Origin of the sequence: Moritella yayanosii (assembly GCF_900465055.1) — a bacterium.
GTDB lineage: Bacteria > Pseudomonadota > Gammaproteobacteria > Enterobacterales > Moritellaceae > Moritella > Moritella yayanosii.
Genome location: NZ_LS483250.1, coordinates 3890848 through 3910257, shown reverse-complemented (window position 1 = coordinate 3910257; position 19410 = coordinate 3890848). Strand labels below are relative to the sequence as shown.

The 19410-nt window shown below is 42.4% G+C and carries 17 protein-coding genes; 7 read left to right on the top strand and 10 right to left on the bottom strand.

Annotated elements, in window-relative coordinates; translation table 11 throughout:
* Positions 1 to 81: 81 nt before the first annotated feature.
* The 3 genes from MORIYA_RS18180 to cobD all read left to right on the top strand — a co-directional run bounded on the left by MORIYA_RS18180 (position 82) and on the right by cobD (position 2730).
* Positions 82 to 675: a histidine phosphatase family protein gene (locus MORIYA_RS18180; RefSeq protein ID WP_112717477.1), complete on the top strand. Its 594-nt coding sequence runs from the start codon at positions 82 to 84 to the stop codon at positions 673 to 675.
* Positions 672 to 1625 (top strand): adenosylcobinamide-phosphate synthase CbiB, encoded by a 954-nt coding sequence (gene cbiB / locus MORIYA_RS18175; RefSeq protein ID WP_112717475.1) that lies wholly within the window; start codon positions 672 to 674, stop codon positions 1623 to 1625. Before MORIYA_RS18180 ends, cbiB begins: the two co-directional genes overlap by 4 nt.
* A 103-nt stretch (positions 1626 to 1728) precedes the next feature.
* Complete coding sequence (gene cobD, locus MORIYA_RS18170) at positions 1729 to 2730, top strand: threonine-phosphate decarboxylase CobD (RefSeq protein ID WP_112717473.1); 1002 nt, start codon at positions 1729 to 1731, stop codon at positions 2728 to 2730.
* 95 nt (positions 2731 to 2825) lie between these two features.
* Here cobD and metC read toward each other — a convergent pair whose 3' ends face one another.
* A complete protein-coding gene (gene metC, locus MORIYA_RS18165; RefSeq protein WP_112717471.1) occupies positions 2826 to 4013 on the bottom strand; it encodes a cystathionine beta-lyase in 1188 nt (395 codons plus the stop codon).
* A gap of 202 nt (positions 4014 to 4215) precedes the next feature.
* A complete protein-coding gene (locus tag MORIYA_RS18160; RefSeq protein ID WP_112717469.1) occupies positions 4216 to 5580 on the bottom strand; it encodes an alanine/glycine:cation symporter family protein in 1365 nt (454 codons plus the stop codon).
* Between the two features lie 398 nt (positions 5581 to 5978).
* Between MORIYA_RS18160 and MORIYA_RS18155 the strand changes: the two genes are divergently transcribed.
* The 3 genes from MORIYA_RS18155 to MORIYA_RS18145 all read left to right on the top strand — a co-directional run bounded on the left by MORIYA_RS18155 (position 5979) and on the right by MORIYA_RS18145 (position 8755).
* Complete coding sequence (locus MORIYA_RS18155; RefSeq protein ID WP_232011664.1) at positions 5979 to 6320, top strand: hypothetical protein; 342 nt, start codon at positions 5979 to 5981, stop codon at positions 6318 to 6320.
* Positions 6321 to 6441: 121 nt separating this feature from the next.
* Positions 6442 to 7968, top strand: coding sequence for an NfeD family protein (locus tag MORIYA_RS18150; protein WP_112717467.1), 1527 nt, complete (start codon positions 6442 to 6444; stop codon positions 7966 to 7968).
* The gene (locus MORIYA_RS18145; protein ID WP_112717465.1) at positions 7949 to 8755 is read left to right on the top strand and encodes a slipin family protein; all 807 of its coding nucleotides are present in this window, start codon (positions 7949 to 7951) and stop codon (positions 8753 to 8755) included. Before MORIYA_RS18150 ends, MORIYA_RS18145 begins: the two co-directional genes overlap by 20 nt.
* 100 nt (positions 8756 to 8855) lie before the next feature.
* Here the strand turns inward: MORIYA_RS18145 and MORIYA_RS18140 are convergent, their stop codons facing one another.
* Together MORIYA_RS18140 and MORIYA_RS18135 are read right to left on the bottom strand one after the other, a co-directional pair.
* Positions 8856 to 9083 (bottom strand): hypothetical protein, encoded by a 228-nt coding sequence (locus MORIYA_RS18140; protein WP_162629293.1) that lies wholly within the window; start codon positions 9081 to 9083, stop codon positions 8856 to 8858.
* A 153-nt stretch (positions 9084 to 9236) separates the two neighbouring features.
* Entirely contained in the window at positions 9237 to 10214 is a 978-nt protein-coding gene (locus tag MORIYA_RS18135) for a zinc-dependent alcohol dehydrogenase family protein (protein WP_112717461.1), read from the bottom strand.
* Between the two features lie 179 nt (positions 10215 to 10393).
* Here MORIYA_RS18135 and MORIYA_RS18130 point away from each other — a divergent pair, with 179 nt between their 5' ends.
* Positions 10394 to 11287, top strand: coding sequence for a LysR family transcriptional regulator (locus MORIYA_RS18130; RefSeq protein ID WP_112717459.1), 894 nt, complete (start codon positions 10394 to 10396; stop codon positions 11285 to 11287).
* Positions 11288 to 11460: 173 nt separating this feature from the next.
* Here MORIYA_RS18130 and MORIYA_RS18125 read toward each other — a convergent pair whose 3' ends face one another.
* From MORIYA_RS18125 to pstA, 6 genes are all read right to left on the bottom strand, one after another.
* Positions 11461 to 13065 (bottom strand): isocitrate lyase, encoded by a 1605-nt coding sequence (locus MORIYA_RS18125; protein WP_112717457.1) that lies wholly within the window; start codon positions 13063 to 13065, stop codon positions 11461 to 11463.
* 84 nt (positions 13066 to 13149) lie between these two features.
* On the bottom strand, positions 13150 to 14766 hold the full coding sequence (gene aceB / locus MORIYA_RS18120; RefSeq protein WP_112717455.1) for a malate synthase A: 1617 nt from the start codon (positions 14764 to 14766) through the stop codon (positions 13150 to 13152).
* 252 nt (positions 14767 to 15018) lie between these two features.
* Positions 15019 to 15924, bottom strand: coding sequence for an alpha/beta hydrolase (locus MORIYA_RS18115; protein WP_112717453.1), 906 nt, complete (start codon positions 15922 to 15924; stop codon positions 15019 to 15021).
* 128 nt (positions 15925 to 16052) lie between these two features.
* Positions 16053 to 16760 (bottom strand): phosphate signaling complex protein PhoU, encoded by a 708-nt coding sequence (gene phoU, locus MORIYA_RS18110; RefSeq protein ID WP_112717451.1) that lies wholly within the window; start codon positions 16758 to 16760, stop codon positions 16053 to 16055.
* Positions 16761 to 16816: 56 nt separating this feature from the next.
* Positions 16817 to 17635 carry a phosphate ABC transporter ATP-binding protein PstB gene (pstB, locus tag MORIYA_RS18105; RefSeq protein ID WP_112717449.1) on the bottom strand — a complete coding sequence of 273 codons (819 nt, stop codon included), beginning with the start codon at positions 17633 to 17635 and terminating at the stop codon, positions 16817 to 16819.
* A 118-nt stretch (positions 17636 to 17753) separates the two neighbouring features.
* The gene (gene pstA / locus MORIYA_RS18100) at positions 17754 to 19400 is read right to left on the bottom strand and encodes a phosphate ABC transporter permease PstA (RefSeq protein ID WP_112717447.1); all 1647 of its coding nucleotides are present in this window, start codon (positions 19398 to 19400) and stop codon (positions 17754 to 17756) included.
* Positions 19401 to 19410: the final 10 nt, after the last annotated feature.

The following is a 19410-nucleotide window of genomic DNA, read 5'->3' as shown; positions in this document are numbered from 1 at the left end:
CGAACCTAACGATTGTTCAGCGTTTCACTATCATGATAAAATTATGACTTCTTATATCTCGCAATATGTAACCTATTAATCATGAAAACGTTATTTTTTCTCGCCCGTCATGGTGAAACCCTGTGGAATAAGCAACAAAAACTCCAAGGTCAGTTAGATAGTCCACTGACCGAAGCCGGCTTATTGCAAGCCCAGCAACTCGCCCAGCGATTAGCCACACCAGCCATAAATCGTATTATCAGCTCGCCACTGCCACGGGCAGAAATGACCGCCAATATAATTAATCAAACACTTAGCCTGCCACTACAGCAACACCCCGCACTCATCGAACGACACTTTGGTGACTGGCAAGGCGCACTCATTTCTAAGGTCAGCACACATCCCGATTACAATAATATATTTTTGCAAGTGACCGCAGATGCACCGCCAAATGGTGAAACGGGCGAAGCTTGTGCCCTGCGTTTCAAAAATGCATTGATTGAAATTGCCGAAGCCTATCCACAACAAACCATTTTAGTCATGACCCACGGTGATATTTTACGCTGTTTCTTAGCACAGATTAATCAAGCCTCTGCCAATGATGAATTACCGTTATATGCGAATTGCGGTGTATCCACCACCGCGTTTGATCATCTTAAGCAGTCTTTTTCTATTAGCGGTACACTGCAAGCATGAATGATTACATGACTGGCAGCGTGATCCTGATGGCGGCATTTATACTTGATATATTACTGGGTGAGCCACGTCGTTATCACCCATTAGTCGGTTTTGGTAATTTAACGCAAAAACTAGAGCGTTTATTCAATCGCAAAGGTAATGACAAACCTTGGCGGACTCAACTCTTCGGCATTTTAGCCTGGTCTTTGCTAACCCTTCCCCTGCCCTTGGGATATTATCTATTACATCAAGATACACTGCTATTCTGGTGCCTCGACGCTGTCATTGTCTATTCTGCTATGGGTTATAATAGTCTGGTTAAACATGCTAAACAGATAGCTGCGCCTTTAATGAATGATGATATGCAACAAGCACGGCATTTTTGTTCTTACATGGTAAGCCGAGATACCAGCAATCTGAGCGAACAACAAATTGCTCGGGCGATCACAGAGTCGGTATTAGAAAATGGCCATGATGCAGTCATTGCTTCTTTAGTCTGGTTTGCGATTGGTGGTGCGCCCTTAGTGATCTTACATCGCTTGGTGAATACCCTCGATGCGATGTGGGGCTACAAAAATCCACAGTTTTTGTATTTTGGCTGGTGCGCGGCACGAATGGACGATTTACTCGGGTGGCCAACCGCGAAAGTATCGAGTTTACTGTATGCAAGTCAGGCCTTATGGTGTCGCCATACCAGCGTGTTCAACGCGCTGCGTAACGGCTGGCGCCAAGGTCGACAATATAAAAGTTTAAATGGTGGTTGGGTCATGGCCACCGGTGCCACCGTATTAAATGTATCATTGGGTGGGCAAGGTATTTATGATGGCAAAATTGTTAAATCTGTCACCCTAGGCCAAGGCCCGCAGGTTACTACTGCAGACATTATTCCCAGCTTAAATTTAGTCCGCAATGCTGCCATCATTTTTATCATCAGCTGTTTCTTGGTTAGTTTGATTGCCGCTGTCTAACCGATTTTATTTAAACTTAAATTCAAATATTGAATAAGCGCTTATTCAAGTAAACACTGACTCAATAAACACTAGCCTAAAAAGAGCAAACAAGGAATTTAAAATGACATTAGTGCACGGAGGGCAACTGCAACAAGTTGCACTGCAATATGCCAGACCCATTGTTGAGTGGTTAGATCTCTCCACTGGTATCAGCCCATCCAGCTATCCGATACCGTCCATTCCAACGCCGGTTTGGCAGCAACTACCACAGCCAAGTCAGTCACTGGTTAAGGCAGCGAAACTCTATTACGCTACGACTAATATTGTCGCCACTAGCGGCAGTCAGGCCGTGATCAAACAACTGCCAACGGTATTTAAACAGCACGTAGCTGAGCAAACGACAGTATGGCTACCACAAATCGGTTATAAAGAACATGAAAGAGCCTGGCGTGAACAAGGTTTTACGATCCAGCAATACACTCACTTACCGACTAGCGCGCAATTAACAGCACACTGTATTGTCGTGGTGATCAACCCCAATAATCCGACAGGTGAACTTTTCAGCCGTAATACGTTACTGGCATTACTGGATAACATTCAAATGTTAAAAGGATGGTTGATCCTTGATGAGGCTTTTATGGATGTCGTCGAGCCCAGTCAATCTATTATCGCTCACACAGATAATCCGCACCTATTAGTATTGCGCTCTGTGGGTAAATTTTTTGGTTTAGCTGGGATCCGCCTGGGTTTTTTAAGTGCGCATCAACAATGGTTGCAAGCATTGGAGACATTATCCAGTCCGTGGGAAGTCAATGGACCCGCGCAATATATTACCGAAAAAGCCTTAATGGATACGCAATGGCAACAGCAGCAATTATTAAGTCTCACGGCTTTATCGGCCGCACTAGAGCTATTGTTGATGACTACGTTTGATTGCCCTGTCGCAGGATCTGCGTTATTTAAAAGCATACGGTTAGACAACGCGCCAGCGGTATATGCATTATTGTGTCAGCAAGGGATTTATGTACGCTTGTGTGATGAACAGAATGCGTTACGGTTTGGCATACCTGACCAGAATGGATTAGCGAAGTTAACCAAGGTATTGCAACTACTACCTAAGTAAGTAATCAAAATAATTAACATCGGCAGTAACTTGAATATAACGCCATTAACAGCAAGTGATAATGGCGCTTACCGCAAGATATTGACCAGTATTAGTTATTTTAATCTCGCAAAACCAGCGTCTAAATCAGCGATCAGATCTTCAACATCTTCCAAACCGATATGTAAACGTACCAAGGTGCCGGTGAAATCAACATCACCAGCGGGACGAATACGATTTAATTCTGCAGCTTGGTTAGCCAAGATTAATGACTCATAACCGCCCCATGAATACGCCATACTGAAATGGACAAAGTTATCTAAATAGTTAGCCAGTTGTTCATTGCTTAATTTGTCTTTTAAGATAAACGAGAATAAACCGTTACAACCGTTAAAGTCACGTTTATAGAATTCATGGCCTTTACAACTTGGTAATGCGGGGTGATTAACACGCTCGACTTCTGCACAGGTGCTTAACCAGTTAGCCACTTGAATACTAGCCGCTTCATGCTGCTTTAAACGTATACCCATAGTACGTAAACCACGGCTTGCCATGTAGGCTGTATCAGCATCAACCATTTGTCCCATTAAATACGACTGTTCACGAAGTTGTACCCAGCAGCGTTTATTAGCCACCGCAGTACCTAACATATAATCAGAATGGCCAATAATGTATTTAGTACCGGCTTGAATTGAGATATCAATATCATGTTCAAGAGCTTTGAATAACACACCCGCCGCCCAGGTATTATCGATCATGATGATCACGTCAGGATTTACCGCGCGCACTGCTTTTACAATCGCCGGAATGTCTTGTATTTCCATCGTGATCGAACTTGGCGACTCTAAAAATACCACACTGGTATTCGCCTGCATTAATGCTGCAATACCTTCGCCTAACATAGGATCATAATAGGTTGTTGCTACGTTCATTTTAGCTAACATGACATTACAAAAATCTTGCGTTGGTTCATAGGCCGCACCCGTCATGAGAATATGCTCACCCGCGCTTACAAATGACAAGATCGAATTGGTCACTGCAGCTGCGCCACAAGGATAAAGCGCACAACCTTCGCCACCTTCAAGCTCGGTCATCGCTTGCTGTAGAGCGAAATGAGTTTGAGTGCCACGACGACCGTAAAATAGTGCACCGTCAGCGCGTTTTGCTGTTGCCGCTTTTTTCGCTTTAACTGAATCAAATACAATTGATGATGCACGCTGAACAACCGGGTTCACTGCACCGTGTGAGAATTTTTTATCGCGTCCTGCCGAGACAAGTTGTGTGGCTAATTTATCTGAACTCATAATAATGTTTTTCCCTGCTCACTCGTATTGTAATATCAATTACATCTTTAAAAACACAGTAGCGAAAGATAGAGTGACAGGCAATGAATAATATTCGTTGTGGCTGGATAAAATAAAACCCTGGGCCAATTTTCCAAAGAAAATCAAACCGGGGCTTAATCGTACTTGTTAGCAAAGGCTCTCTAGACGAGAAAGTTACTGCTTACGATTCTTTAGCTGCCTCACTTTGCTTGGCAAAGTATTCTTTGGTTAACTTAAATACCACAGGGCTAAGCAGTGCCAGTGCGATCAAGTTAGGCAGCGCCATCATCGCATTTAATGTATCCGCCAGTAACCACACAAAGCTGAGTGAGCTTGTCGCACCGATTGGCACGGCAATGATCCACAAGATACGGAAAGGTACTATCGCTTTCACACCAAATAGATACTGCACACATTTTTCGCTGTAGAAGCTCCAACCAAGGATCGTAGTGAAAGCAAATACCGACAGGGCAATAGCAACAATGTAGTTACCCATACCTGGCAATGCGCTAGCGAAAGCAGCCGACGTTAATGCCGCACCCGTGTCGCCCGATGTCCAAGCACCAGTAACAATAATCGCCAAACCAGTAATAGTACAAACGATAAGGGTATCAATAAAGGTACCTAACATCGCGATAAGGCCTTGTTGTACCGGATCGTTAGTCTGTGCAGCAGCATGGGCAATTGGCGCACTACCTAAACCGGCTTCATTCGAGAACACACCACGAGCGACACCGAAACGAATAGCAGCCCAAACCGCAGCACCAGCAAAACCACCTTCGGCAGCAACGGGCGTAAAGGCACTTTCAAAGATTAAGGCAAATGCAGCTGGGATCTCGCTCGCATTCATGAATAGAACCACACAACCAGCGCCGATATAGAAGATCGCCATTAACGGGACTAATTTACCAGCGACATCAGCAATACGCTTTACGCCGCCCATTAAGACCAGACCCACTAATACCATCATCACCAGACCTGAAGCCAATGGGGGTATACCAAAACTGCTCGATAATGCCGCGGATACCGAATTTGACTGTACTGTGTTACCAATACCAAAACCAGCGATAGAACCAAAGATAGCAAACGCAGTGCCTAGCCAAGCCCACTTACGGCCTAAACCATTTTTGATGTAGTACATCGGGCCACCAACGAAGTTACCATTAGCATCCTTTTCACGGTATTTAACCGCACAAACAGCTTCAGCAAACTTAGTCGCCATGCCCACTAACGCAGTACACCACATCCAAAATAATGCCCCCGGACCACCTAAGAAGATCGCCGTTGCGACACCAGCAATATTACCGGTACCGATCGTGGCAGAAAGTGAGGTCATTAACGCATTAAACGGCGTAATTTCACCTTCGCTTTTAGCACTAGCAGAACGTCCGGCCCAAAGCAGCTTAAAACCAGTACCTAATTTCAAAATAGGCATTAATCTCAGTCCCAAAGATAGGTACAACCCAACTCCGAGGATCATGACGAGCATAGGAACACCCCATACCACGCTATTTACCGCAGAAATAAAATTTGTTAAAGCTTCCATCAACATACCTTCCCTTAGATTTATGATAATGCGCACGTACATTATCGGGTTACTTATTCAACAAACAGATAAACATAATACCTACAACCGATTAACATGCACCAAATATCGCTCACATAAAAGAACAAAACATTATATTCCGTGAAAATACCCCATCATCACAATCTGATAATCTCATTGATAAAGACCATAGGAAAACACGTTAAAGCCGCATCTAAACAGGCGCCAACAAAAATAACACTCTGTTATATCCACTATCGGTAGCGATAACAAAGAAACCAAAAAAAAATAAAAAATAAACACTAAGTTAACAATTTAGACACAACAATATATAAACATGGATAAAAAAATGAGCTAATAAGACATATTGTTATTTTTATTGGATCATAAGGTTGCTCATGAATAACTTGAAAATGCAGAATAAACTACTACTTATTGCGATAGTTCCCATGGTCATTGCATTGTTAGTGGCATTAGCAATAATCACTCATTTACAGGCTAACGCAGTAACAAGCATGATCAGTGCTGTAGTTGCAATTAATGATATGACAACGCATATTGCCACAGCCGCAACAGAACAAAGTTCAGTAACTGAGGAAATAAACCGTAACATGATCAAGATTCGAAATGTGGTTACCCAATTATTAGCATCAAGTCATGAAACAACACAAGTTTCCACTGACTTATCCGCCGCTGGCGAAGAATTAGAAACGCTGCTCAGTCAATTCAAGCTTTCGTAGAACAGCATAGTAATAATCTGTCCGCGATGAGGTCTATAAAAAGTAACCGTGAATAATTACCATGCACAAAGACGCGCGCACGGTATTAATGAACTAGAATAATAGGTAATATGATTGCGAGATGTTACCTATGTATTACTTGCTGATAAGCATGCTATTGATTTACAGCAGTATGTTAAATGCTAACGTAGTTGAACCTGCGGATCCCGTCACCGACAACGTCGGTATTACGGTGCCCGTATTAACCATCAAAGGTGCTATCGGCCCTGCTGTTAGCCATTATCTTACCAGCGAAATTAACCGGGCGAATCAGCAAAGTAATACTGATGCGGGCAACAACAGTAATTCAACCCCACCGTTAATTATCATTACTATCGACACCCCGGGGGGGTTAGTCTCCAGCTTACGCGATATTAACCAAGCTATCTTAAACTCAGATATCCCGATTGCCTGTTTAGTGTATCCTCCCGGCGCAAGAGCCGCCAGTGCAGGTACCTACATACTCTATGCCTGTCATATCGCAGCGATGGCGACGACGACTACTTTAGGAGCCGCAACCCCAGTCAGCATTGGTAATCCATTACCCTCTGGTGACAAGAAACCAGCTAACCCTTACCAACCGGCACCAAACTCGGATAACAAGCCCAATACCCAGCCAGATGAATCTGATCCTGATGCTAACGAGCAGCAGCCCTCTTCCACGCCATCAACATCATCTCCAGTGGCAGAAAAAACAGCCATGGAAAAGAAAGTACTTAATGATGCAGTTGCTTATATCCGTTCTTTAGCACAACTACGTAACCGTAATGTCGAATGGGCAGAATTAGCGGTGACAGAGGCCGCCACGCTCACAGCCATTGAAGCATTAGATAAAAACGTCATCGATCTATTAGCGCAATCGCCTCAACATCTATTAAAAAAACTTGATGGCCAACTCGTTACCATCAAGCAACAGCAAAGATTACTGACATTAACCAACAGTCCACTGGAACTACGTGAACCCAATTGGCGCAGCAACTTTATCGGCACTATCACCGACCCAAATATCGCTTATATACTGATGTTAATAGGGGTATACGGCATCTTACTCGAATTCTACAGTCCGGGAATTGGTATCGCCGGTGTAACAGGGTCGATCTCCTTGTTCATTGCACTCTATGCCTTCCAACTGTTACCGCTCGATTATGCCGGACTGGCGTTATTATTACTGGGCATTGCATTGCTCATCGCAGAGTCAATGTCGCCGAGCGTGGGCATTTTTGGGCTCGGCGGCCTCATTGCATTTACCCTAGGTTCCATATTTTTATTTGATACTGATCTACCGCAATTTCAAGTATCCATACAACTTATCGCCGCCCTTGCCGTCGTCTCATTGCTGTTCTTTATCTTTATATTTGGCTATTTGTGGGATATACGCAAAAATAAAGTGGTCAGTGGTAAAGAAGCATTAATTGGCGCTGAAGCCACCATAGATACCGGGTTCATTGGCCAAGGTTATATTAATATCAATGGTGAGCGTTGGGCGGCTTATTGCCCACAGCAATTGATCGCAGGACAAGTGGTAGAAATCAATGGCATTGATGGCTTAACCCTGATCCTATTGCCAATCACAGAGTTGGAGGTTAATGATGCAAGCAATCCTCAGTAGCGGCATGTTATTTACCGGAGCAATCATATTCTTATTACTCCTGCTAACCATCAGCATGTTTCGGATCTTACGTGAGTACGAACGTGGAGTTATCTTTTTTCTCGGTCGTTTTGAAAAAGTCAAAGGACCCGGTCTGATCATCGTGATACCAATGATTCAGCAAATGGTACGCGTCGATTTACGTACCGTGGTAATGGATGTACCCAGTCAGGATGTCATCAGTCGCGATAATGTCTCGGTGCGGGTTAATGCGGTAATTTATTTTCGCGTCATTGATCCACAAAAAGCCATTATCAATGTCGAAAACTTCCTGCAGGCGACATCACAACTCGCACAGACCACATTACGTTCGGTATTAGGTCAACATGAGCTGGATGAAATGTTAGCCAACAGAGACGTGCTCAATGTCGATATTCAAGAGATCTTAGATTCACGCACCGATGGCTGGGGGATCAAGGTATCGAACGTCGAAATAAAGCACGTTGATTTAAACGAAACCATGATCAGAGCGATTGCACGGCAGGCGGAGGCCGAGAGAACACGACGGGCAAAAGTCATTCATGCATCAGGGGAAATGGAGGCCTCCGACAAATTGGTCGAAGCGGCAGCGAAACTAGCCGAAGAGCCCAATGCAATCCTACTGCGTTATCTGCAAACGTTAACCGAGATCGCCAGTGAGAAAAACTCCACCATCTTATTTCCAATGCCAATCGAATTACTTGCTAATTTAATGCCCAATAAAACAAAGAAAGCAGAGGATAAGACCAAGCACGATAATAACGGCTAATCCGCAGCACTGTTTGGATAACAACCCGCGTCTTAACAAGATTGATAAAACGTAGGCGCTCACGTGCTCGCTACATTTACATTTTTCGATTCTAATTCAATCAGATAAAAGGCAAAAACCATTCCAAATGCAACGGGGATAATACGACTAACGGCAGAGAAACCGATAATAGTATCGCCACAATTGAAATATTAGTAACAAATAATTTAGCGACCGCAAAGCCTATCGCGGCGGTGACGGATTGCTGGCCTAAAAGACTTAAGTAATATAAATCTAGAAAATCGACAAGAAATAAGAAAGTGAGTGCAATGGTACTCGTCGAACTCATATAAAAAATGTGTTTAAAAAGCGAACCTGTTATAAATTTTGCGTTATTCACCTTTTATTTTTTATCTTCCATGAAAAAGCATCAATAGAGATCTATTGATGCTTTTTCAGTGCTTAATTAAATGTGAGTACTTAAATAAACATAATAGCTAAATTAAGCGGTTAGGGTTACTTTACCAACCGCTTTACCTGATCCTAGGTGATCGTGTGCTTGTGCTACTTCCCAGATAGAAAAGTTACTGTCATCAATGATTGGCGTGATTTTACCGGCATCAACCAGTGTTGCAATTTCAGTTAAAATGCGGCCGTGTGACTCGTGGTTAATACCGTGGCATAACGGGATCAACATTAATACACTGTGGAATGACAAGCTTTTAAGTGCCACTTGTAGTACGTTTTCAATTGGTAAAATTGTCGCTACGTGACCATTGAATTTAGCTGCTTCAAATGATTTCTGGATGTTTTCGCCAGCCACAGTATCAAAGATCTTATCAAAACCCATACCGCCAGTGTACGCTTGTACATAGTCAGCCACTGTTTCTTTGCTGTGATCGACTAAGTTATCGGCACCTACCGTTTTCGCCAATTCTGCGTTAGCCGTTGAGTGAGTAGACGTTACTGTTGCGCCAAGTACTTTTGCAAGTTGTACTGCGATATGACCTACGCCACCCGTTGCACCATGAATAAGAACGTTATCACCGGCTTGTACATTCATTTTGTGTACTAGCGCTTCGTATGACGTGATAGCAACAAGTGGTAATGCAGCCGCTTGTTTCATCGTAAGTGTTTTAGGCTTTTGTGCCATTAAACGTGCATCAACTAACATCAACTCAGCAAGGGCACCATCAACACCGTTAATGCCGCCAGCCATACCGTAAACTTCATCACCAACGTTAAAATCTGTTACATCTTCGCTTACTTCAACCACGATACCAGCAACGTCGCCGTGTAGTATTTCTGGTAAGTTTGCAGACCAAGGCAGTTCAATGGAACGTAACATAGTATCAAGCGGGTTTACGCTTGTTGCTTTTACTTCTACAACCATGTGACCAGATTTTAGTATTGGTTTTGCTTTTTCTACTAATTGAAAAACATCGCTTGTACCGATTTCTTTAATGATCATTGCTTTCATGGTGTGTACCTTTTATTAAATTATTTGGAGCTTGCTTAACAAGATAGGGGCTATTCTATATTTTGTCACCTCAGCCAACAATAACCCAAAAAGCAAACTACTTTTGCTTTTTAGGCAATAATCGAATAAGTTGGCTAATCTATAAAATTCAATGACAGCTCATTTCAATAGGTACTTATATGCTTACTCGTTTACATTATTTTAATTGCGTTGTGGAAACCGGCAGTATTTCCGCAGCCAGTCGGGTATTTGATGTGCAACCGTCCTCAATTTCACGCCAATTAGCCGCGTTAGAAAAAGATCTCGGCATTCGATTACTGAACAGAACCACCCGTAATATCGGCTTAACTGAAGCTGGGTCGACTTATTATGAATATTCCCAACGTATTATTGCGGAACTGGACGAAGCTAACCGTGTTGTAAATGATTTACAGAAAGAACCTCAAGGAACGCTAAAACTCAGTATGACAGTCGGTTTTGGGGAAAGCTGTATTTTGCCACTGATTCCTGAATTCAAAAAACAATACCCTAAAATAAAAGTACAACTGGAGTTGTCCGAACGTGTCATTGATTTAGTCGAAGAAAATGTGGATATTGCCATCCGCAGTGGGCGTTTACCCGACTCAAACCTAATTGCGCGTAAGCTGCTCGATAATGACTTTATATTGTGTGCGAGTCCTGAATATATTGCCGAGCATGGTACTCCAAACTCACCCAATGGTTTAGCTAAGTTTGATTGTATTACTTATGGCTATTCTGGCTGGCGAGACTGGTTTTTAATGGCAGGTAAACCGATTAAGTTAACGATTGTTGACCATTTAACGGTGAATTCGGTGAACGGTCAAAAGCAATTATTATTAAACCATGCTGGATTTGCACTTATGCCTCGCTGGGCGATAAATAACGAACTAAAAAATAACAAATTAGTGCATGTATTACCTGAGTATATATTAAGCCCTTATGAAAGCATTAGTTCAACTTATGCTATCTATTTAAAGCGTGATCTTATCTCGCCGAAGATTTCAGTGTTTCTTGATTTTATTAAAAATAAACTTAAGTCTGTCACGCACTAAACACCAGCCCACCCTAGACCTTCTATCCAATATAATGGGAGAGAACATGACCCCTCCCCTTAAAGTAAAGGAGGGGGGAAAGCAAAAAACCAGCCGAAGCTGGTTTTTTCATATTAACTGACTTTTTATTTTAACGAATAAATCATTCTAAAACAATGCGTGTCTAACGATTATTAGAACTGGTTCATGGTGTTGTCTTCGCCGCCAGCTTTAAGCGCGTTATCACCAGAGAAGTAACCTTTATGAGCATCACCAATATCTGAACCCGCTAGGTTTTGGTGCTTAACAGAAGCCTGTTCACGACGGATTTCTTTACGTTGAATATCACGTACATATGCAAGCATACCCAGTTCACCGAAGTAACCTTCAGACAGAATATCGGTACCCAGTGCTGTTTCATGGTAAGTCGGCAATGTGATCAAGTGATGGAAGATACCGGCTTCACGTGCAGAATCCGCTTGGAACGTTTGTATTTTCTTATCTGCTGCGAGTGCTAGTTCTGTCGTATCGAACTTCTCATCCATCAGGCCGCGTGGGTCTGTTGCTGGATCTGGGTAGGCGGATACATCTTTACCTGCTTCAACCCATGCTGCGTATTCTTGTTGACGGAAGTTAAGCGTCCAGTTGAATGATGGTGAGTTGTTATAAACCAATTTCGCATCAGGAACCACTTTACGTACTTCGTTAACCATGTGAGCGATTTGACCTACGTGTGGTTTTTCAGTTTCAATCCACAATAAATCAGCGCCGTTTTGTAAGCTAACGATACAATCAAGTACCACGCGGTCAATCTCGGTGCCTTCACGGAATGCATACAGACCAGACGCTAAACGGGTTGGTTTCACTAATTTACCGTTTAGCTTGATGATCATGTCGCCTTCGGCAACGTCTGCTGCAGATTCAACTGGCGTTGTTTCTAGGAATGCATTGTATTGCGATGCTAAGTCACCTGGCGTTTGCGATACCGGTACTTTTTGCGTTAGGCCAGCGCCTAATGAGTCAGTACGTGCCACGATAATACCGTTGTCGATACCCAACTCAAGGAATGCATAACGTACCGCGTTGATTTTCGCTAGGAAATCTTCGTGCGGAACCGTTACTTTACCTGCTTGGTGACCACATTGTTTAGCATCAGATACTTGGTTTTCAATTTGGATACAACATGCACCGGCTTCAATCATTTTCTTAGCCAGGAGGTACGTTGCTTCTTCGTTACCAAAACCGGCATCGATATCAGCAATGATTGGCACTACATGTGTTTCGTGGTTGTCGATAGCGGCTTGTGCTGCGACTACGTCACCGCCGTTGTTACGGGCATCATCTAATTCGTTGAATAAGATATCGAGTTCACGTGCATCTGCTTGACGTAGGAACGTATAAATTTCTTCGATTAGTGCCGGTACCGAGGTTTTTTCGTGCATTGATTGGTCTGGTAACGGACCAAACTCAGAACGCAGTGCCGCAACCATCCAACCAGAAAGGTAAACGTAGCTTTTCTTGGTGGTTTTTTCGTGACGTTTAACAGCCATCATCATTTGTTGGGCTGTGAAACCATGCCAGCAACCTAAAGACTGCGTATATTGTGAAGAATCTTGGTCGTATTCCGCCATATCTGCACGCATGATATCAGCAGTAAACTGTGCCACTTCAAGACCAGTTTTGAAACGATTTTGAGTACGCATACGCGCGGCATATTCTGGGTTAATAGCGGCCCATTTAGAACCTTGTTCAGCTTTTAGTGTGGCAACTGAATCGATATCATTTTTGTATATAGACATTTTTATTCCCTTAATAATTATTTTAATACTTGATACAACAAGAACATAACGAGATAATCTAACCTCGCCCTATCCCAAAAAATTCTAATCTAATAAATCATAACCAGATAGCGTTAAAAATTCAGCAAGGTGTTCACTGACTGTGAGCTCTTCAAACAGTTTAGATGCTTCAGCAAAACGACCTTGCTCGTAAGCTTCAATGCCAATTTCTTCATCCCGAATGACCACCAGTTCTTCTTGTAATAATTGGCAGAATAATGCTTTGGTGACAATTTTACCGTTACTTAATGTTTTGCCGTGTTGGATCCACTGCCAAATTGACGCACGAGAGATTTCAGCGGTTGCCGCATCTTCCATTAGACCGTAGATAGGCACGCAACCATTACCCGAGATCCACGCTTCTAGGTAACGTACACCGATACGGATATTTAAACGCATGCCCGTTTCTGTACGTTCACCAGAACAAGGTTCAAGTAACTCAGCAGCCGTAACCGGTGCATCGTCTTCACGTAAAACGTTAATTTGGTTAGCATTACCTGCACCAATGTATTCATTCATTACCCCCATCGCAGTATCTGCTAAGCCAGGGTGAGCAACCCAAGTACCGTCATGACCATTTTTTGCTTCTAGGGTCTTATCTGCGGTTACTTTAGTTAATACTTTATCGTTTGCTTCAGCTGTTTTAGCTGGAATAAATGCAGCCATACCGCCCATCGCAAGGGCTCCACGTTTATGACATGTTTTGATTAATAAACGTGAGTAAGCGCTAAGAAACGATTTATCCATGGTGACTGAGTGGCGGTCTGGTAGTACGCGATCTGGGTGCTTACGCAGCGTTTTAATGTAGCTAAATATGTAATCCCAACGACCACAGTTAAGGGCAACAATGTGTTCTTTCATGCTATATAGAATTTCTTCCATTTCGAATACAGCAGGAATAGTTTCAATCAGTAGTGTTGCTTTGATCGTACCGCGCGCAAGATTTACTTTATCTTCTGCATAGCTAAATACTTCACTCCACCATTTTGATTCATGATGACTTTGTAGTTTAGGAATGTAGAAGTAAGGTCCGGCACCTTTGGCTAATAGCGCTTCGTAGTTATTAGAGAAGAACAGTGCAAAATCAACTAAACAACCCGGTACAATTTTACCATTAAAGGTAATGTGTTTTTCTGGTAGGTGTATACCACGAACACGACAAATAAGCGTCGCTGGATCTTCATCTAAGGTATAATGTTTACCGTTCGCAGGGTTGGTATATTCAATCGTTCCATTTACAGCATCACGTAAGTTTACTTGACCATCTAATACACCAGCCCATGTTGGCGAAAATGAATCTTCAAAATCAGCCATGAATACTTTAACGCGTGCGTTTAAGGCATTAATCACCATTTTACGGTCAACTGGACCAGTAATTTCTACGCGACGATCTTGAAGTTTTGCTGGGATACCTTGAATTTTCCAATCGCCTGCACGGATATGCGCAGTTTCAGGTAAGAAGTCTGGAAGCTCACCAGCATCCATACGTGCTTGTTTTTTTACACGTTGGTTTAGTAACTCATCGACTTGAGGAGCGAACTTTTCTACTAACTCAGTCAACAACGCAACTGCTGCAGGATTTAGGATCTGTTGTTGTTCTTGGTTGATTTCCCCATGGAAAACCAGAGAACCTGTTTCATTAGACTGGGTATTGGCAGTCATAGCTTCACTCCGTTGAAATATATGTATTGACCACAATTCATCACAATCTAAACGCTGGAAGCATAACGTCCCATTGTTTTAAACATGTGTACGAATTGCTCTCTCAACCTACACATTGCAACAACTTATCAATAAATGCAACAAATTTCACATTAGTGACACGGTGTCAAATTATATCGTTTCACTTTAGCAATATTTAACTAAAATGAAGCGAAATGCACTTTCAAATGAAGCTGATTTGACTCATGCTAATTAAACAATTGTTGATGTAACCCAATCCGTTACATCGTTAAATACCTCATTGGCATTGGATTCATTGAGCATCTCGTGGCGACCACCGGGATAAAGCTTATATTGCACTTGCTCACAACCACTGTTAACAATATGTTTTTTTAGTGCTAATACACCTTTACCTTGTAAACCGACTGGATCTTGCTCACCACTAAAAATATAAATCGGCAATTGATTGGGAATTTTGGCTATCTCTGACTTCTTGCTAATGGTAATTAAACCCGACATGAAATCGAGCCAAAATTGTGGACTACAGGGGAAACCACAATAATCATCATTAATGTACTTGTCGACTTGCTCAGGATCACGACTTAACCAATCCGATGCTGTGCGCGGCGGCTTGAATTTACGATTGAACGCGCCAAATGACACAAAATCCAAAAATCGACTTGGCGAACGGGCACCAATACGCACTTTTTCAATTTTACTGACCAAAGTAGCCAGTTTATACATGATCGGGTGTTGATAATTAGAACCACTAAGTATCAACCCATTGAGTTTATTACCGTGTAAAATGGCATATTGCTGAGCAATGAAAGAGCCCATACTGTGACCAAATAATACTAACGGTACAGTATGACGCTTAGCGACTTCATCAATAATAAGGTCTAAATCACCGATCACTTTCTGCCAACCGTTAGCATCAGCATAATGACCTAATACTGGTGCATCTGTACCATGACCACGATGATTAGCACCATAAACCGCAATACCAGCCGCATTACAGGCTAACGCAAACCTTTCATAGCGTTGTATATGCTCTGCCATGCCGTGGCTTAATACCATAACATGACGAACCTCTTGCTCAGGTAACCAAGCAAATAATTTTATCTCGCGGCCATCACTCGCCATCAGCACAGAATGCATTACTATATCCTTACCTGTTAAATACAAGATCAAGTTAAGAGAGAATATAGTCGCATACTGCCTAGACTTGTAAAGAAAAATGATAAACAAGGCTTAAATCACAAGCTAGGATGCGAAATATAACGCGCTTATTTTGCTAATAAGTCTCTGACTTCATCATGGTTAATATGACGAATATCTTTACCTTTCACAAAGTAAATGATGTATTCAGAGATATTCTGACAACGGTCGCCAACACGTTCGAGTGAACGCACACACCATAATACGTTCAACACCTGTGGGATTGAACGTGGATCTTCCATCATATACGTCATCAGTTCACGGATAATACTTTCGTATTCACGGTCAACTTTGGCATCTTCTTGATACACTTTAAATGCCGCATCCACATCCATGCGGGCAAATGCATCTAGTACATCATGCAGCATTTTTACGGTATGACGCCCCATATTTTCCACGCTAACCAGCGGTGGTGATTTTTTGTTACGGTTTTCAATGACTGTACGGGCAATACGAGCGGCGACGTCACCAATACGCTCTAAATCGGTAATGGTTTTGATAATCGCCATCACTAAACGTAAATCACTTGCTGCGGGTTGACGCTTAGCAATAATACGGGTGCAAGCTTCATCAACAGCCACTTCCATTGAGTTGACGCTTTTATCGGTACCAATGATCTTGTTCGCCATGTCTAAATCTTGTGATGTTAATACTTCAATTGCTGAATTTAACTGTTCTTCAACTAAACCACCCATCACCATGACTTGATTACGGATGCTTTCTAATTCTGCATTAAATTGACCGGAAATATGACGGCCTAATGTTAAATTATCCATTTGTTACCCTTTAAACTAATAACGCTAATTCTTTATTAAATATAAGCAAATCTTAATTAACCGTATTTACCCGTAATGTAATCTTCGGTTTGCTTTTTAGCGGGTGTGGTAAACAAGGTATTAGTATCTGAATATTCGACTAATTTACCCATATACATGAAGGCAGTATGGTCTGATACGCGTGCCGCTTGTTGCATATTATGGGTAACGATAACAACCGTAAATTTTTTCTTCAGTTCCGAGATCAGCTCTTCAATCACCAATGTCGAGATCGGATCCAGTGCTGACGTTGGTTCATCAAGTAACAAAATTTCCGGTTCAATCGCAATGGCACGGGCAATCACCAGACGCTGTTGCTGACCACCAGATAATCCAAAGGCATTATCATGTAACCGGTCTTTAACTTCATCCCAGATCGCCGCACCACGTAATGACGATTCAGCTGCGTCATCCAGATGACGTTTGTCCTTGATACCTTGTAAGCGTAAACCATAGATCACATTTTCATATATAGATTTAGGAAAGGGATTCGGGCGCTGGAACACCATACCAACGTTACGACGTAGTGTCGCGACATCAACATCACGGTCATAAATGTTTTTACCCCGTAAATTAATATCACCTGTAATATGGCAAATATCAACTAAATCATTCATGCGGTTAATACAACGCAATAGTGTTGATTTACCACACCCCGATGGGCCAATGAACGCGGTGACTTGTTTTTTCGGTATTTTCATACTGATATCAAACAACGCCTGTTTGTCGCCATAAAATAAGTCTAAATTTTTAATTTCTAATGCCGTATTTTCTATGGATAAGTTAGCAACATCTAGGCTTATTGCATCAGTAAGATTTGAACTCATATCAATCATTTTCTTTCCTATTGAAACAGCCACTTTAGCAGCTATTTTCCATTCTTTATGTCTATAACCAGATCGTGTCTATAACCTAACCGGTCTAAATCGACACGCAAACGTCACGGTTAGCGGTCTATAGTTCTAAATTTTTGAATTTTTCACGTAAATGGTTACGCACAGCAATGGCCGTTAAATTCAGTCCGATAATAACCGTGACTAACAAGAACGACGTGGCATAAACTAATGGTCTTGCCGCTTCTACGTTTGGACTTTGGAAACCAACATCATAAATATGGAAACCTAAGTGCATAAACTTACGTTCAACGTGTATATAGGGGAAATTCATATCAACCGGCAATGTCGGTGCTAATTTAACCACACCCACCAGCATCAAGGGTGCAACTTCACCGGCAGCACGAGCCACAGCGAGAATCAGACCCGTCATAATAGCGGGGCTCGCCATTGGAATAACAATACGCCATAACGTTTCAAACTTTGTTGCACCCAGTGCTAACGAACCTTGACGTAATGATGTCGGTATACGAGATAAACCTTCTTCCGTTGATACAATCACCACGGGTAGCGTTAAGATAGCCAATGTTAATGCCGACCATAATACCCCAGGCGAACCAAATACTGGTGATGGTGATGACTCAGGATAGAATAGATCATCAATTGAACCACCGAGCATGTAAACAAAGAAACCTAAACCAAATACACCGTATACGATTGATGGTACACCGGCGAGGTTAATCACCGCAATCCGGATCATTTTCGTTAGCCAATTTTTAGGGGCATATTCGTGTAAGTAAATAGCCGCAACCACTCCTAATGGCGTGACGATAACAGCCATCAACATCACCATGAAAATAGTACCAAAAATTGCGGGAAATACACCGCCTTCGGTATTTGCTTCACGTGGATCACTGCTAATAAAGCTACCTATATTAGCAAACCAGTGAGTAATTTTACTCACCATGCCCATGTCGTTCGGGTACGTGACGTCAAGCACATTGGATAATGGAATACGCACTTCCACACCACGCATGTCTCTGACGATCACCGCATCACGATTAGCTTGGTCACGATAACTGAATAATTGCGCTTCATAAATTTGATATTTTGCACGCAATGTATCCGCAATCTTTTGGTATTTCGTTTCAATTTCACTGGTCAGTTCATCATTTAATTCGTAGCTACGTAATTTTAACCGAATACGTTCTAATTCGTAGTTAACCGAACTGATTTCACCTTTCTGTAAACCTTTTGATTTGTTGTTTAATTCAACCGCACGCTCAATCAAGACGTCTAATTGCTCGGCAGAAGTTAGCGTTTTGGTTACCCCGTCTTCTTCGACAGCAACAGGATAGCCATAAAAGTTACCGTTAGTGACACGTTCAAACACGGCCACCGCCGCGGGGGTTGATTGTTGCGTAATTGCTGGTCCCAGTAACCACCTGAAGTCGAGATCAACATATTCACGATTACCGGTTTTCACCAAAATACGCTCTACCGTTTCTAACGTTGGGTCAATCTTCACACCCGCTTCAAGTAGACGCTGAATAGGCACAACTTCACGATCATAGATCTCGCCAATAACAATGCGACTAGAGCCATCTTCAAGCTGTACATTAAATTCATGTATTGCACTTGGCCAGAAGTAAGTGAGACCACGCCATGCGATCAACGTTAACAAACCAAGAACGGCAATCAAACTTATACTTACAGCACCACCTGTCATCCATATCCAAGGCGATCCTGAGCGAAACCAATTTTTCATTTTAATATCC

What these genes read in the sequence shown, in the direction of transcription:
- MORIYA_RS18180 (WP_112717477.1), top strand. Translation starts at nt 82, where the DNA reads ATGAAAACGTTATTTTTTCTCGCCCGTCATGGTGAAACCCTGTGGAAT.
- cbiB (WP_112717475.1), top strand. Translation starts at nt 672, where the DNA reads ATGAATGATTACATGACTGGCAGCGTGATCCTGATGGCGGCATTTATA.
- cobD (WP_112717473.1), top strand. Translation starts at nt 1,729, where the DNA reads ATGACATTAGTGCACGGAGGGCAACTGCAACAAGTTGCACTGCAATAT.
- metC (WP_112717471.1), bottom strand. Translation starts at nt 4,013, where the DNA reads ATGAGTTCAGATAAATTAGCCACACAACTTGTCTCGGCAGGACGCGAT.
- MORIYA_RS18160 (WP_112717469.1), bottom strand. Translation starts at nt 5,580, where the DNA reads ATGGAAGCTTTAACAAATTTTATTTCTGCGGTAAATAGCGTGGTATGG.
- MORIYA_RS18155 (WP_232011664.1), top strand. Translation starts at nt 5,979, where the DNA reads ATGAATAACTTGAAAATGCAGAATAAACTACTACTTATTGCGATAGTT.
- MORIYA_RS18150 (WP_112717467.1), top strand. Translation starts at nt 6,442, where the DNA reads ATGTTACCTATGTATTACTTGCTGATAAGCATGCTATTGATTTACAGC.
- MORIYA_RS18145 (WP_112717465.1), top strand. Translation starts at nt 7,949, where the DNA reads ATGCAAGCAATCCTCAGTAGCGGCATGTTATTTACCGGAGCAATCATA.
- MORIYA_RS18140 (WP_162629293.1), bottom strand. Translation starts at nt 9,083, where the DNA reads ATGAGTTCGACGAGTACCATTGCACTCACTTTCTTATTTCTTGTCGAT.
- MORIYA_RS18135 (WP_112717461.1), bottom strand. Translation starts at nt 10,214, where the DNA reads ATGAAAGCAATGATCATTAAAGAAATCGGTACAAGCGATGTTTTTCAA.
- MORIYA_RS18130 (WP_112717459.1), top strand. Translation starts at nt 10,394, where the DNA reads ATGCTTACTCGTTTACATTATTTTAATTGCGTTGTGGAAACCGGCAGT.
- MORIYA_RS18125 (WP_112717457.1), bottom strand. Translation starts at nt 13,065, where the DNA reads ATGTCTATATACAAAAATGATATCGATTCAGTTGCCACACTAAAAGCT.
- aceB (WP_112717455.1), bottom strand. Translation starts at nt 14,766, where the DNA reads ATGACTGCCAATACCCAGTCTAATGAAACAGGTTCTCTGGTTTTCCAT.
- MORIYA_RS18115 (WP_112717453.1), bottom strand. Translation starts at nt 15,924, where the DNA reads ATGCATTCTGTGCTGATGGCGAGTGATGGCCGCGAGATAAAATTATTT.
- phoU (WP_112717451.1), bottom strand. Translation starts at nt 16,760, where the DNA reads ATGGATAATTTAACATTAGGCCGTCATATTTCCGGTCAATTTAATGCA.
- pstB (WP_112717449.1), bottom strand. Translation starts at nt 17,635, where the DNA reads ATGATTGATATGAGTTCAAATCTTACTGATGCAATAAGCCTAGATGTT.
- pstA (WP_112717447.1), bottom strand. Translation starts at nt 19,400, where the DNA reads ATGAAAAATTGGTTTCGCTCAGGATCGCCTTGGATATGGATGACAGGT.